This is a genomic window from Vibrio sp. 1F263 (assembly GCF_041439035.1).
Lineage (GTDB): Bacteria > Pseudomonadota > Gammaproteobacteria > Enterobacterales > Vibrionaceae > Vibrio > Vibrio tasmaniensis_A.
This window is the reverse complement of sequence record NZ_JBGONI010000029.1, coordinates 1-15,030: the sequence shown is the minus strand read 5'-3', so window position 1 is coordinate 15,030 and position 15,030 is coordinate 1. Positions and strand designations below refer to the sequence as shown.

The 15,030-nt window shown below is 43.6% G+C and carries 11 protein-coding genes; 7 read left to right on the top strand and 4 right to left on the bottom strand.

Going from position 1 to position 15,030, the window contains the following annotated elements:
• Positions 1-83 precede the first annotated feature (83 nt).
• From rpmI to ACED25_RS16715, 4 genes are all read left to right on the top strand, one after another.
• On the top strand, positions 84-278 hold the full coding sequence (rpmI, locus tag ACED25_RS16730; RefSeq protein ID WP_004738430.1) for a 50S ribosomal protein L35: 195 nt from the start codon (positions 84-86) through the stop codon (positions 276-278).
• A 42-nt stretch (positions 279-320) separates the two neighbouring features.
• Entirely contained in the window at positions 321-674 is a 354-nt protein-coding gene (gene rplT / locus ACED25_RS16725; protein WP_004733517.1) for a 50S ribosomal protein L20, read from the top strand.
• A 168-nt stretch (positions 675-842) separates the two neighbouring features.
• A complete protein-coding gene (gene yqfB, locus ACED25_RS16720) occupies positions 843-1,157 on the top strand; it encodes a N(4)-acetylcytidine aminohydrolase (protein ID WP_009846506.1) in 315 nt (104 codons plus the stop codon).
• A 68-nt stretch (positions 1,158-1,225) separates the two neighbouring features.
• Complete coding sequence (locus ACED25_RS16715; RefSeq protein WP_102257340.1) at positions 1,226-1,675, top strand: hypothetical protein; 450 nt, start codon at positions 1,226-1,228, stop codon at positions 1,673-1,675.
• 120 nt (positions 1,676-1,795) lie between these two features.
• Here ACED25_RS16715 and ACED25_RS16710 read toward each other — a convergent pair whose 3' ends face one another.
• The 4 genes from ACED25_RS16710 to ACED25_RS16695 all read right to left on the bottom strand — a co-directional run bounded on the left by ACED25_RS16710 (position 1,796) and on the right by ACED25_RS16695 (position 7,228).
• The gene (locus tag ACED25_RS16710) at positions 1,796-3,034 is read right to left on the bottom strand and encodes a leucine-rich repeat-containing protein kinase family protein (RefSeq protein WP_371695720.1); all 1,239 of its coding nucleotides are present in this window, start codon (positions 3,032-3,034) and stop codon (positions 1,796-1,798) included.
• A gap of 114 nt (positions 3,035-3,148) precedes the next feature.
• The gene (locus tag ACED25_RS16705; protein ID WP_371695719.1) at positions 3,149-4,723 is read right to left on the bottom strand and encodes an ABC-F family ATP-binding cassette domain-containing protein; all 1,575 of its coding nucleotides are present in this window, start codon (positions 4,721-4,723) and stop codon (positions 3,149-3,151) included.
• A 493-nt stretch (positions 4,724-5,216) separates the two neighbouring features.
• Positions 5,217-5,795 carry a TetR/AcrR family transcriptional regulator gene (locus ACED25_RS16700; protein WP_371695718.1) on the bottom strand — a complete coding sequence of 193 codons (579 nt, stop codon included), beginning with the start codon at positions 5,793-5,795 and terminating at the stop codon, positions 5,217-5,219.
• Positions 5,792-7,228: a coniferyl aldehyde dehydrogenase gene (locus tag ACED25_RS16695; RefSeq protein ID WP_371695717.1), complete on the bottom strand. Its 1,437-nt coding sequence runs from the start codon at positions 7,226-7,228 to the stop codon at positions 5,792-5,794. Before ACED25_RS16695 ends, ACED25_RS16700 begins: the two co-directional genes overlap by 4 nt.
• A gap of 561 nt (positions 7,229-7,789) precedes the next feature.
• Between ACED25_RS16695 and speA the strand changes: the two genes are divergently transcribed.
• From speA to ACED25_RS16680, 3 genes are all read left to right on the top strand, one after another.
• On the top strand, positions 7,790-9,697 hold the full coding sequence (speA, locus tag ACED25_RS16690) for an arginine decarboxylase (protein ID WP_371695716.1): 1,908 nt from the start codon (positions 7,790-7,792) through the stop codon (positions 9,695-9,697).
• Positions 9,697-10,623, top strand: a complete 927-nt coding sequence (gene speB, locus ACED25_RS16685; RefSeq protein ID WP_371695715.1) for an agmatinase — start codon at positions 9,697-9,699, stop codon at positions 10,621-10,623. The genes speA and speB overlap by 1 nt, the downstream gene beginning before the upstream one ends.
• A gap of 725 nt (positions 10,624-11,348) precedes the next feature.
• A partial coding sequence (locus ACED25_RS16680) for a retention module-containing protein (protein ID WP_371695714.1) occupies positions 11,349-15,030 on the top strand: 3,682 nt, incomplete at its 3' end.

Here is a 15,030-nt window from a genome sequence, read left to right as displayed (position 1 = left end):
AAACCCTGCAGCCTCAGGTTGCGGGGTTTTATTCGCCCTAATTACTATGTTATTAACAACTCAACAATGCGGAGTTATTCATCATGCCTAAGATGAAAACCAACAAAGGTGCTGCTAAGCGTTTCCAGAAAACTGCTGGTGGTATTAAGTTTAAGCACGCTGGTAAACGTCACATCCTGACTAAGCGTACTACTAAGAACAAGCGTCAGCTACGTCCGAACTCGATCCTTCCTAAATGTGAAGTTGCTCAAGTTCTACGTATGATGCCATACGCTTAATTCTTTTTAGTTTATAAATTCGTTTAGTTTAGGAGAAGCATAATGCCTCGCGTAAAACGTGGTGTACAAGCTCGTGCACGTCATAAGAAAGTTCTAAAACAAGCTAAAGGTTACTACGGAGCACGTTCACGTGTTTACCGCGTAGCTTTCCAAGCAGTTACCAAAGCTGGTCAATACGCTTACCGTGACCGTCGCAACAAGAAACGTCAATTCCGTCAACTTTGGATTGCACGTATCAACGCGGCATCTCGTCAAAATGGTCTATCTTACAGCCGTTTCATCAATGGCCTTAAGAAAGCATCTATCGAGATCGACCGTAAGATTCTTGCTGACATCGCAGTATTCGACAAAGCAGCATTTGCTGTTCTAGTTGAAAAAGCGAAAGCATCTCTATAATTTAGAGTTAGCTTAAAGGTTTAATAAAAGGAGAACTTCGGTTCTCCTTTTTTATTGCCTGCTATTTGGCTTTGCCGCATTCTCTCGCATCTAATTTTTATTCGCTTGAACAAGCATTCTGGTATATAAACATTTACCTAACCTTTAAATGTTAAGCGACCGAGATAAATGACCGCACCGACTACTATGACGTTCTTCGAACGTTTTGAAACTGACATCCTTTCTGGCAAGAAGACGATTACTATTCGCGATGAATCTGAGCGCAATTACCAGCCAGGTAGCGTTGTAGAAGTATCAACGCTAGAGCAGGGACGTGTATTCTGTAATCTTAAGATCATTAGTGTAGAACCAATCTTGTTTGATGACTTAGGTGAGTTCCATGCGGAGCAAGAGAACATGACGCTAGAAGTCCTCAAGGGTGTGATTCAAGATATCTATCCGGGTATCTCTCAACTGTATGTGGTTTCTTACGAGCTTGTGTAACCCGCTTTAAATAGAATTTGTTGATCAATACAGCGTCTAACGCAGAGCAATGAGAAAGGGAAGTCACAATGAGTGAATTACAGAATGGTGCAGCTCAGCAAATTTTGCTCCAACTTTATTGTCGTGAGCAAAATGAGCAGCCGTTAATCTCTAGAACTGATCTCGACCTTGCTCTTTATGATAGCGAAGGCTTTCTAGCGTGGCGTGATACAAAGCGTGACTTCATTGTCAGTGATATCGAGAATCGAGTTTGGGTGAAGAGTTGCCCCGGCGGTTACATCACTGAAGTACACTTCAATGCTGACGGTTCTCTGATTGAATATCGTTTGTTCGATCGATTTGAAACAACAGGGCAGTGGCAACTAAAAGATGGGTTGTTACACGTCGAGATTTTGAAGGGCGAGAATCGCTACCAGTTTACTGTTGTGGCTCGTGCTGATCTCAATATTCACTCTGCGGTGGAATATAAAAATGGTGAGCTGCATTCGTATCTGAAATTGGTGCAGGCTGAGCGTTAATCCCTTTTAGCCGACCTTGCTTGTCCATTAGAATAAGTGATATTCCAAGAATAAAAAAGCCAACAGTGATGTTGGCTTTGTTGTTTTTAATTCGACCGATTACTTCCAATCAACACGCCATTAAGCTTCGAAGTTCGCCAGTTGAGTATAAAGCTCGCTGTCTTGATCTTGCTTTGCACAAACCGTCAGTAGGTCTTCAATAAAGTACTTCAATGCACGTGCTTCAATTCGGCGAATGCCTTGCTGTTGCTCTTCAGTTAGGTAGTCGTAGATAGTTGCCGCTCCAAAGTCGCCAAAGATCATCTGACCTTGCTCATTCACTAAAGTGTTGTGAGCGTATAGATCACCATGACAAACTTTGTTGGCATGAAGGTGTTCAAACACATCAATCATCTGTTCGGTAATGCTATTGATCTGAGCAATTGAAAGCACAAAGCCTTCGTTGAACGTATCGCGAGTGCAGCTCTCAAGAGTAGGGGGCAAACCTAGGTTGTAGTAGTTGCTCGGGATAAGCTCCATCACCAATGCTAGGTAGTTCTCTTCATCAACTTGTGCGATAGACTTCACTAGGTTGCTATGTTGGCCTGCTTGAAGACATGCTTCAAGTTCATCATGTGGGTAACCGTCACTGGTCACTTCGCCTTTGAATACTTTAACTGCCACTTCTTGTGGGAAATCAAAGTCACCGTTTAACCAGTTAGCATGAGAAATTACACCAGACGCACCTTGGCCCAGCACTTGATTGAGTGAGTAGCATTGCGAGCTTACGGCAGGCACGCTATCTAAGCCGCTTGGATGTTTGCAAAATGGGTTACCCGCAAACGCTAACCAAGCCAGTTTTGGTAGCTTGATAAGGAACTCTGGGAATTCAGTCAGTTGGTTTGCAGACAGACGAACCAGTTCAAGGTTTGATAGGTTTTCCATGCTTTCTGGCAAAACGCGAATCTTGTTGCCTGCTAATGCTAGTTTCTGTAGTCGTTGTCTTTCACCTAGCGAGCTAGGCAGAACCTCGATCTCATTGTCGGTCAGGATTAACCAACGTAGTTGAATCGGTAGAGACTGCTCGCTAACGGTTTTGATTTGGTTGGTTTTGAAGCCAACCATTTCAAGCTTAGGAAGTAACCCCAGAACATCAGGCAGGTGCGTGAACAGGTTATTCGACGCGAAGATAATACGCAGGTTAGTCAGCTGTGATAACTCTTCTGGTAGATCTGACAGCTGATTGCCTGAAAGGTCTAGGATCTCAAGAGAATCAGCGAGCTCTAAGATCTCTAGTGGAAATTCGGTGAGACCTTCTGACAGTTGTAAGCGCTTAATACCGTTTAGTTGCCCTGATTTTAATTGTTCTAGAGTATGCAAACCTTAGCCTTATGAATAGATGTTCGAGGCGCGTAGTTTACTTGTCTCAATCAAGAAAGGCGAGCACCGGAACGATGCTCGCTTAACTAAGCTAAGTGAACGAATTTACGAAGGTTAAAGTCGTATATGATTTTGGCTGACGCCGACCTCCTCAACAAAGTCGCTGTCATGACTCACCAAGATAAATGCGCCTTGGTATTCACGCAAAGCGGATGCCAATATTTGTTTTGAGTCGATGTCTAGATGGTTGTCCGGTTCATCGAGTAATAAAAGCGGGGTGTCTTGCTTATGGCTAACGATCAACATCGCCAGTTTCATTTTTTCACCACCACTTAAATGAGCCACTTTTCGGTATACAGAGTCTCGCCTGAACCCTATTCCAGCGAGCAAGGTTCGTGCGTCACTTTCTGTTAACCCAAAGCCGTGTGTCATCAAGCTATCGAACATGGTGTCGTTGGTGTCTAACAGGCCAAAGTGTTGATCCAAGTATACGGTCGCCCCTAAGCGCTTAATGGATCCGATATAGTTCGAGTGTTGGCCGTGAATGGCTTTTAACAGTGTCGATTTTCCGCACCCATTAGCCCCAGTTAGATAACATCGTTCTCCCTGTGATAGAGAGAAGCTAATAGGAGCACTAGAACCAAAATTTAGGCGACACTCTTCAACGGTTAATAGTGAGTGTTTTTTAGTAGCATCCGCTTGTTGTAGGTATAACGCTTGTGGCTTCAGTTGCTCTTGTTGTTCTTGAAGAGATTGAAGTTTATGTTGGTTTTGATCCTTTAAGTTCCTGTGGCTTGTTGCCGATGCTCCTTGGGTTCGTCCTGCTTTATCTTTCATTGCATCCAATAGTATCTTGGGTTGGCTACCTGATTTTCGGAGTCGGTTACCTTGAGATTCACGTTGTTGTACTTTTTCCTTGTTAGTCTGAGCTTGGCGCTCGAGTCGTTTCTTCTCCGATTGGTGATGCGTTATCTGCTTGTCCAGTGCTTCACTTTGACTCGACATTTGCGTGAAGTAATCATCGTAGTTTCCTTTGTAGAAACGTAATCCCAAACTGTTGAGATGATAGATCCCTTCCATGTGTCTCAACAAGCTTCGATCGTGACTGACGACAAGTACTTTTCCTTCAAACAACTGGCACTGTTCTAGTAACCAATTGCGCCCTTCGCTATCCAAATGGTTTGTAGGTTCGTCGAGAATCAGTATGTCGTGGTTTGATGCGAATAACCGATGAAGCTGTAAAAGGGCGAGTTGCCCACCACTCAAAGAGCAACAAAGCGTGTTCAAATCACTAGTGATCTTTAGTGTACCTAGCAACTGCTGGGTACGTGTCTCTATATCCCAATCATCTCCAACGATATTGAAGTGCTGCAGTTCGCAGCTACCTTGCTCTATCGCTTTTAATGCATCTAACTTTTCGGTGAGCCCTAAGAAGTCAGCGATAGTGGTGGCGGAATCCAGTAGCGTTGATGGCAACTGAGAGTAAAAGCCGATCGAACCTTGGCGCGAAACACTGCCTGTTGTAGGCTGTTTTTGTCCAACAAGCAACGAAAGTAACAATGACTTCCCAGCCCCATTTCTTCCGACTAAGCCTGTCAGGCGACTGCTCAAACTAAAGGTGATGTCTTTGAATAACCACTCACCAGTATCGAGTTGGAATGAGAGATTGTTGGCTAATATAGTAGGCATAAAAATACCTCCCTTTACGTGTAAACGAGTAAAAGGGGTGAGGCGCTTTTTCTATATAGAACCCTACACAGAATTCTATGTATAAATCGCCAAAGACGTTACTTAGGTAGCGTACCAATCAAAGATAGGAAATAGAGTGCTGATCTGATCTCTGTCTTTAAGGTGCTGATCTTAAAGATGTAGCTTGTCAAAAAACGGATCTTTAAGAGCTTGATTTGTCGCGAAAATAGATGACGAAGTAACGCCCACTAACCCCGAGTGTCCAAATGATTTTTATAAAAATAAATCGGATGTCAGGATGTTAGTACTTCATTATGGCGTTATTCTCTTTTGAAATGATGGTGGGATGGTACTGAAAGAGGGTGCTTAAAGTCAATATGGTGATGTGATTAAAATGTATCCAAATAATTAAAGCGCCTCATGCCTATATAGATATAACTATGAGGCGCTTTAGAGTGTTCTTTGAAAGCAAGAGCTTCAAATAATGTGCAAATTACAGGTTTTGTCCGCCGACAGCTCGCCAACACATATCAAAGCTATCATTGATGTACTTCGATGTTTGCTCTGGTGGAGATTCGTTTTGCTCAATAAGCCAGTTTGCACAAATCAGAAAGTGGCTATGGATGAAGTGTCTGACAAGGTTAATGTCTAACACCATCAATTCACCGTCCTCTTGTCCTTTCAAAATGATCTCGTCTAGCGACGCGAACATCTGCGAGACGATTACTTCTCGAGTTTGGGTCGTTGGGTCGAAATGAACATTGGTGAAAAACTTCATCGCAACTGGATTTTCTAGCGCCCATTCAAGCCCTGTGATCCACATGAACTTAAAGGCTTGGTAGCGATCTTGTTCAGCGATTTCTGTGTGCTGGTCAAGGGTAGAAAATAGCTCTATTTTCAGTTCACGAAACAGTTCATCAATCAGTAGAGATTTGTTCTCGAAGTGGTGAAACAGTGTCGCTTTTGCGACGCCTGCTGTTTTCGCTATTTGTCCTGTAGATGTGCCCTCTAGCCCTTGCTGAGAAAAAAGCAGGAGTGCAGCATCTAGGATTTTTTGCCTTTTCGTAATCATCTATTTAGTACTTTGAACAGAATCTTTTTAATTGGGTTGTTGTAAGGAGGGTGCATTAACTTGGTGAAGTTAATTTTTCCTCTACTTAGAACGGTTTTGCCATGGCTAAAGGTCTTAAAGCCTTCAATGCCGTGGTAGTGTCCCATGCCTGAAGGACCAATGCCACCGAACGGCGCATCTTCTGCCGCCACATGCACTAGCGAGTCGTTAATACAAACACCGCCAGAATGTGTATCCGATAAGAACTGGTCTTGGGTCTGTTTATCATGACTCATCAGGTACAGAGCAAGTGGACGTTCTCTTGCTGTGATGTAGCTGATCGCTTCTTCAATAGAATCATACGGCACGATAGGCAGAATAGGGCCAAACAACTCTTCTTGCATTGCGACCATGTCGTCGTTCACTTCGGTTAGAAGGTGTGGCGTCATTCTGTGGTTCACATCATCTTGTGCTTGCTCGGTAACGGTGTGAATAACCGCGCCTTTAGACTGAGCATCTGCAATCACACCCTTCAAACGATTGTATTGGCGCATATCGATCACTGAGGTTAAGTCTTTGCTTTCAATACCTGCTTTATACAGTTTTTTGAAGTACTGCTTATAAGCTGTGATGAATGTATCGACTTTTTCTCGTGGCAATAAGATGTAATCGGGCGCCACACAAATCTGGCCAGCGTTTAAGCTTTTTGCAAACAGGATGCGTTCAACGGCGTCAGCCACATCAAAGTCGGGAGCAATAATCGTTGGAGACTTGCCGCCCAATTCCAAGGTTACAGGCGTTAAGTTATCGGCTGCTGCTCTCATGACGTGCTTACCCACAGAGGTCGAGCCAGTAAATAGAATATGGTCAAACGGGAGCTGGCTAAATTTAGCGGAAACGTCAGCTTCGCCTTCGATAATCGCGACTTGATCTTCACTAAAGCCTTCGGCCAGCATAGCTTTTAAAACTCGGTTGGTCACTGGAGTGAACTCAGACATCTTGAGCATTGCAGTATTACCTGCCGCCAGCGCCGTGATGAGAGGACCTAAAGAGAGCATCACCGGGAAGTTCCAAGGAACAATGATACCGACAACGCCCACAGGCTGATAATGAACCGTGATCTTTGCTGGCGTCAGCATCAAACCGGCTTTGCGGCGTGATGGCTTCAACCACTTCTTAAGGTTCTTATCACTGTAATTAATTTGGTGAAGAGAAGGGGTGATATCAGCAATCAAGCTGTCGTGTTTTGCGCGATGACCATAATCTTCAGACACTGCGTCAATCAATTGCTCTTGGTAGCGCATTAACAACGCTTTTAGTGCTGAGAGGTCTTTTCTTCTCTGCTCAAGCGTAGGATTAACATTATTGCGGTAGTGATCTTTTTGTCGGTTGAACATTTGATCCATGTCGTTGGTGTTCGACGTGTTTGGTTCAAGGTCTAGATTATGGCTCATAGTATCCCCTAAATTCGAAAGCTGACCGATTGGTTGGTCGGTTGAAATTACAAGAATATCCAACCAAATACAAGATATGCGCGAGAAAAGTTCAAAAATTGAGCGGTTACAACATTGAAGTGAGCGAGTTTTAGTAGGAAGAACGAAGTGTTTATAGGTATCGAATCACGGGATACAAGTTGTGTTTGTGATAGCGAGAGTTCAGATTGGGAAGTGCGCATATTTGTCACAACCCTGACTTAACTTGACCAGGTTAGCTAAGAATTTTATGTGTCTTTGGTATTTTATTCACCTGATTCTTTGTTAGAAAGTGCTTTAAATCTAATGCGCTTCAGCCTGTTTTTTGGCCTAAAACCTTGTAATACCTTACCTGTCACTTTAAGTCGGGTCGACGATAAAAAAACGTAATCGTAACCACAAATATCAATGGTTGGACTCACTCTTAATAATATCGGTTAATGCAGCCAACAAATCGTTTTCGAACGTTTTTTGTTGGGTTATACCTCGCTATTCCAATGAGGTATCTTCTGTCGATGGCCCTATAGTGTGAGGTCTCTAGAATTGGAAAATTCGGTTAATTTGGAACGCATCCGTGCTGAGTATAATGTAAAGCACTGGAGCCAAGGTTTTTATGGAATTGATGATAATGGTGAGGTGTATGTATCACCGAGCGAAACCGATCATCAAGTTCCGCTAAGTCAGATCGTAAAACAGTTAGAGCAGAGAAATATTGGTTTGCCTGCTCTTGTGCGTTTTCCTCAAATAGTGCATCAACGTGTGCACAATATCTGTAACGCATTTAACCAAGCGATCGATGAATATCAGTATGACAACCGTTACTTGCTTGTTTACCCGATTAAAGTTAACCAACAAAAAGAAGTGGTTGATGAGATCTTAGCGAGCCAAGCTCAATTAGAGCAAAAGCAGCTAGGCCTAGAGGCGGGCAGCAAGCCTGAATTATTAGCGGTATTGGCACTGGCTCAAAAAGCGAGCTCGGTGATCGTGTGTAACGGTTACAAAGACAGAGAATACATCCGTCTTGCTCTTATTGGCGAAAAGCTGGGTCATAAAGTATTTATCGTTCTAGAGAAGCTATCTGAGCTTGATCTTGTTCTTTCTGAAGCGAAAGCGCTTGGCGTGAAACCTCGTTTAGGTTTACGTATTCGTCTTGCTTCTCAAGGCGCAGGTAAATGGCAAGCAAGTGGTGGTGAGAAGTCGAAGTTCGGTTTGTCTGCATCACAAGTGCTGACTGTTATTGAACGTTTAAAAGCAGAAGATCAACTCGATGTTCTAGAGTTAGTGCATTTCCATCTTGGTTCACAAATGGCCAATATTCGTGATGTGCGAAATGGTGTGAGCGAAGCGGCTCGTTTCTACTGTGAACTGCGCGATATCGGTGCTCAATTGAAGTACTTAGATGTTGGTGGTGGTTTGGCGGTTGATTACGACGGCACACGTAGCCAGTCTTCAAACTCAATGAACTACGGCTTGCTTGAGTACGCTCGAAATATCGTAATGACAGTAGGGGATATCTGTAAGCTCTACAATCAGCCACAACCCGTGATCATTTCTGAATCTGGTCGTTCGTTGACTGCGCATCACGCTGTGCTTGTTACTAACGTGATCGGTACAGAAAGCTATTCTCCGGAAGATATGGCTGCGCCTGAAGTTGACGCACCAATGTTGCTAAACAACATGTGGAAGAATTTCTTAGAGCTAGATGCGGGTAATGATGACCGAGCGTTGATCGAGATCTACAACGACACGCAGAGTGATATCGCAGAAGCGCACAATCAATTTGCCACAGGTATGCTGAATCTTCAGCACCGTGCTTGGGCAGAGCAGATGTCTTTGCGTATTAACTATGAACTTAGTTCTCGTATGAGTACTAAGAACCGTTATCACCGTCCTATTTTGGATGAGTTGAGCGAGCGTTTAGCCGACAAGTTCTTCGTGAACTTCTCGCTGTTCCAATCTTTACCAGATGCGTGGGGTATCGATCAGGTATTCCCTGTATTGCCTCTAAGTGGTTTGGATAATGCGGACGAGCGACGCGCTGTAGTACTGGATATTACTTGTGATTCTGACGGTACGATTGACCAGTATGTTGATGGCCAAGGTATTGAAACGACTCTGCCAGTTCCTGCATGGAACCCAGATGAACCATACCTGATGGGCTTTTTCTTAGTAGGCGCATACCAAGAGATCTTGGGTGATATGCATAACCTATTTGGTGATACCCACAGTGTAGTGGTGAATGTTGATGAAAGTGGTGAAGCGAATATCGACTACATCAACGAAGGCGATACGGTTGAAGACATGATGCGTTATGTTCACATCGATACAGATCTGATTCGTCAGAACTACAAAGATTTGGTCACAGCGAAAGTACCAGCACAAGAGCAGCAAAGCGTACTTGAAGAGTTAGAGCAAGGCTTGATGGGTTACACCTATCTTGAGGATTTTTAATGAACGATCTATTTACCAAACCAGATTACTCGCTGTACTCCAACGCGATGACGTTTATGCGTCGCCCATTGGTACAGAACCCAATTGATCACGATGCTGATGTGGTTGTGTTGGGCGCGCCGTTAGATATGGCGACGTCGGGTCGTCCGGGCGCTCGTATGGGACCTGATGCGATTCGTCGTGCGTCGGTAAACTTGGCGTGGGAAGGCAAAAAGTTTCCTTGGGACTTCAATGTATTTGAACATACCTCGGTAATTGATGCTGGCGATCTTGTGTTTGATTGCGGTGATGCTGAAGATTTAACTCAGCGTTTAGAAGCGGCTGCAAATGCGATTCTAAACAGTGGTAAAACATTGTTAGGTTTAGGTGGCGATCACTTCATTACATTGCCTTTGCTAAGAGCATACGGCAAGAAGTACGGTGAAATGGCTCTGATTCATTTTGACGCGCACACTGATACTTACAGTCAGGGTAGTCGTTACGATCACGGTACTATGTTCTACCATGCGCCAAATGAAGGGTTAATCTCGCCTGAGCATTCTGTGCAAATAGGTATTCGTACAGAGTATAAGCAGGAAGCTCATGGCTTTAATGTTATCAATGCGATGCAAGCGAATGACATGAGCGTGGATGAGATCATTGCTCAAGTGAAAGGCATTGTTGGTGATAAGCCAGTTTACCTAACGTTTGATATTGACTGTCTAGACCCTGCGTTTGCTCCGGGTACTGGGACACCAGTGTGTGGTGGTTTGAATTCAGATAAAGTGCTCAAAATCATCCGTGGCTTACAAGGTATCAACATGGTTGGTATGGATGTAGTAGAAGTGTCTCCAGCCTATGACCAAAGCGAAATTACCGCTCTAGCTGGTGCAACTATCGCACTTGAGCTGCTTTACGTTTGGACGGCAAATCGTTTAACAAAATAAAATAGTTAGCGAGCCATGTTGAACGTGACAATCTCGTTTTACAGATAAACACCATATTGCGGTACATGATCTTCTAAAAGCCGCCCGAGTTAAACTCGGGCGGCTTTTTTGTATCTATTGTTTTGTCCTAAAACGTATTCCTTTTGATATGTGTATATCCAATGATAAGTCATGACTATTGTTCCTCCATAGCACCTTAATATGTTGATGGGCATATATGAAATTGGCGAAATATACGCTTAATAAATGGTTTTTCATCCGCTTTGTGCTGAACATTGTCTCAAGTTTGGGACTACTCTCTGCTTTATTGCTATCACATCGTTTGCCTCAAGCAATGTCTTATATTCGCTCATGATTTATCTACTTTATTCCTGTATATCTTTATAGGATTAAAGAGATGTAACATCGCTGTGAGTTTATTTGCATATAAATCAATGCACTACTAACGTTTAATTTGTGTTTTAGAAATCCATAGAGAATAAGTGAATTTGTGAAAAGGAGTCTCTTAGCACAGACATGGCATTTTTTATGGGGAAGACTAGGCTTAACAGTAAGTAAACTATAAAAAAAACAGGTTAAATACTTATCTCTTTTCAACTCGAAGAGGCACAACAAAAGATTGGCCATTGATGAGGGGTAAGTATGAATTTGATTAAAGCCTGTAATGATTAACAAAAATAATTTGTACAGCTCTAGATAAGAGTGCTTGTGATAACGGGGGATATATGGATATTGAGGTTTCGCGCCAAGCTGCGGTTGTTGAAGCAGTAAGTGGGGATGTGGTTGTAGTAACACCTGACGGCAACCCAAAAAAAGTTCTAGTTGGCGATATCATCCGTGAAAATGAGATAGTCATTACCGCAAATAATGCAGAACTTGTATTGGGTGCTCCAAATGGTGAGGTTCTGGTTGGCGATAATTGTGTTGGATGTATTGACCAAGAATTGTCTTGGGCAGATGCCCCAATCGCCGGAGAGGTCAACTTCGATTTAGAGCAATCTGACGACGGAGCCTTTACTGACGATGATATTGCGGCAATCCAAGAAGCTATTTTAGGCGGCGCCGATCCTACTGAAATTTTGGAAGCAACGGCTGCTGGTGAAGGGCTAGGCTCTGCAAATGCTGGCTTTGTTACGATTGAATACAATAATATTCAAACTCAGCCCTCGACATTCTTTGAGACATCAGGGCTTGCGAAAGAAGAGGTAGAGGAAACTCGAGAGGAATTTAGAACGATCACCCGTTCAGCTGGTGGTCAATCGATCAGCGAATCAGTCACTGAAGGTTCTATTTCTGGCAATACCTACCCCCAATCTATTACGACCACAGAAACGATTATTGCGGGCAGTTTAGCTCTAGACCCAGATTCTTTTGTCCCAGACACACTCTCCCTTGCTTCACTCCTAAGTGAGCTTAATAACGACATTACATCAAGCGGCCAAGTTGTCACGTTTACTTACGACTCGGTAACGAATTCCATTGTTGGTGTTCAAGGTACTGACGAAGTATTACGTATCGATATTGATGCTACTAGTGTTGGCAATAATATCGATATCTCATTAACCACCACGATTTCTCAATCTATTGATCATGTTCCGTCTATCGGTGGTGGGCAGGTCTCTTATACTGGCGATCAAATTAACTTTGCTTTTGATATTCAAGGTGAAGACTCCGCAGGAAACCCAATAGCATCACCAATTAATGCGCTGGTTACTTTATTTGACGGGGTGAATCCGTCTGCTGAAAGCGTGAATATCAATAATGTAGAAACGAGTAGTGCACCTATTGAAGGCACTTTTTCTAATATTGGAAGTGATAAACTTCAATCTGCTGTCTTTGATGCAAGTGCGTTAGAAGAGTTTGATGGGTTGCTCAGTGATAACCAAAATACGGTAGCAAGACTGTCTGATGACGGAACAACGATCACTCTGTCTATTCAAGGGAGAGGTGAGGTTGTTCTCACAATCTCTCTCGATACCGATGGCACATATAATTTCCAACAGTTTAAACCAATAGAAGAAGTGAGCTCCGACACGCTTTCATTCTCTCTACCGATCACGGTTACCGATTTTGACCAGGATGTCGTAACGAATACGATTAAGGTTGATATCTCTGATGGTGATAGCCCGTTCATTATTAATGTTGATGGCATCGATGTTGATGAGTCAGGCATTGTTGGCGGCTCACAAGAAGGAACAACCCCAGTAGGCGGTATTGGCAGTATCACAGCAAGTGTTTTTGAAAGTGACATTATTGACCATTACGAACTTGAACCGACTGAATTTAATACAGCGGGAGCCTTGGTTTCCAATGGTGCTGCCGTTCAATTAGAGTTAGTTAGTCAAACCAATGGTGTGAGAACGTATGAAGGTTATGTTGAGGTCAATGGATCTCGAATTACGGTCTTTGACGTTAAAGTCGATAGTCCATCATTGGGGAATTATGAATTTACTCTGTACGAATCGCTTTCACATCAAGGTTCTGAAGGTGAGTTGCTAACCTTTGTATTGCCCATTTACGCGGTTGACGCGGATGGCGACCGCTCTGCACTATCTGGTGGGTCAAATACACCAGAAGCTGCTGAGATCTTAATCAGTGTAAAAGATGATGTGGTCGAACTCATCGATAATGTCGTTTCCGTCGATGAACCGACTTTGGCGGGTGATACTGTTGTTTCTTATAATCTATTCAACTTTGAGGGTGCGGATGGTTCGACAATCCAATCATTGTCTTACGATGGGGTCGAATACAAGTTAGACCAAAATCTACTCCCAGATGCGGCACAAACTTTCCCATTTACAGAAGGGGTTGCAACGATTTCACTCAATGGTGATTTTAGTTTTGAAGTCGCTCGTGATATCAACCACTCAAGCAGCGAAACCATAGTAAAACAATTTGCCTTTTTAGCTGAAGATGCTGATGGCGACGAGAGCTTCTCAACGCTTGATCTTAGTATTACTGATGGCCAAGATCCGGTAATTAACCTAGTTCCACCAGTGACATTATCTGAAACGAATCTTGGTGATGGATCTTCGCCAAGCGGAAATGCGGTTAGCGCCACTGAAACGATTACGTTTACAGCCGGTAGTGATGATGTCGCGAGTTTTCGAATTGATCCAAACTTGTTCAATACTAATGATACGCTCAAATCGAATGGGCTTGTCGTTGAACTCAAGGAAGACCCCCAGAACTCAGGTACTTACATAGGTTTTGTTAACGATGGGGTAAACCCTGATGTCCCAGTATTCACGATTAGCTTTTCTACAAGTACATTAGGGGAATACACCTTCACGCTGCTTGAAGCGTTAGATCATGAAGATGGCCTTGCAAATAACGAGCTAAACTTTGAACTGCCTGTTTACGCCGTGGACACTGATGGCGATAGCTCGCAAATTTCCCCGCTTACAATGACCATCGGTGATGATGTGCAAATCATGAAAGATGGTGTGCTCAATATTGTTGAACCGACGGTTGCGGATTTGGCTTCTGGTACGGTGACGACTGCCACCATTGATGTAATGCCTGAGCAGAGTGCTGATGGCGCGACCATCACCCAGATCACGTATGATAATACCGTTTATACCTTGGATCAGAGCTTAACGGGAGAGCAACTGATTCCAGTTTCTGAGGGCAAACTGTTCGTTACCCTTGAAGGTGAAATACGCTTTGAACCCAATCGAGATTTAAACCACACAAGCAGCGAAGATATTGTTAAGACGATCGTGGTGACGTCAAGTGACTTTGATAAAGATCCGGTGACATCCACCGTTACTTTGACCATCACCGATGGTGATATTCCAATCATCAATACTATTCCAAGCGTCACGCTATCAGAATCTAACCTTACAGATGGCTCGGCAGCAAGCAATGTTCCTGTGAGTCAAACTGAGACTATTCAGTTTACCAATCAAAGTGATGATGTAGTCAAGTTCCGTATCGACCCTGCTCAATTCAACACGAACGACGCGCTTAAATCGGGCGGGTTAGCCGTCGAGTTACGTGTCGATCCACAAAACAGCAACCAGTACATTGGCTTTGTGAAAGATGGAGCCAACCCAGAGGTTCCCGTCTTTACTATTAGCTTTTCTACCAGCACGGTGGGTGAGTACACCTTTACTCTACTTGAAGCATTAGATCATGCTGATGGCCAAGCGAACAATGAATTGAGCTTTGATTTGCCCGTTTACGCGGTCGACCGCGACGGCGATGACTCATTAATGTCGCCATTGAAAGTGACGGTCAGCGATGATGTTCAAGGCATGCAAAATCAAACGTTAACCATTACTGAGCCAACGGTGGCTGATTTGGCTGCTGGTGTTGTCACGACAGGTGCTGTCGATGTGATGCCAGTGCAAAGTGCAGATGGTGCAACAATCACTCAGTTCGTTTATGACGGACAACTTAGAA

Excerpts from the sequence above, each read along its gene's own strand:
- rpmI (WP_004738430.1), top strand. The coding sequence starts at position 84 with ATGCCTAAGATGAAAACCAACAAAGGTGCTGCTAAGCGTTTCCAGAAA.
- rplT (WP_004733517.1), top strand. The coding sequence starts at position 321 with ATGCCTCGCGTAAAACGTGGTGTACAAGCTCGTGCACGTCATAAGAAA.
- yqfB (WP_009846506.1), top strand. The coding sequence starts at position 843 with ATGACCGCACCGACTACTATGACGTTCTTCGAACGTTTTGAAACTGAC.
- ACED25_RS16715 (WP_102257340.1), top strand. The coding sequence starts at position 1,226 with ATGAGTGAATTACAGAATGGTGCAGCTCAGCAAATTTTGCTCCAACTT.
- ACED25_RS16705 (WP_371695719.1), bottom strand. The coding sequence starts at position 4,723 with ATGCCTACTATATTAGCCAACAATCTCTCATTCCAACTCGATACTGGT.
- ACED25_RS16700 (WP_371695718.1), bottom strand. The coding sequence starts at position 5,795 with ATGATTACGAAAAGGCAAAAAATCCTAGATGCTGCACTCCTGCTTTTT.
- ACED25_RS16695 (WP_371695717.1), bottom strand. The coding sequence starts at position 7,228 with ATGAGCCATAATCTAGACCTTGAACCAAACACGTCGAACACCAACGAC.
- speB (WP_371695715.1), top strand. The coding sequence starts at position 9,697 with ATGAACGATCTATTTACCAAACCAGATTACTCGCTGTACTCCAACGCG.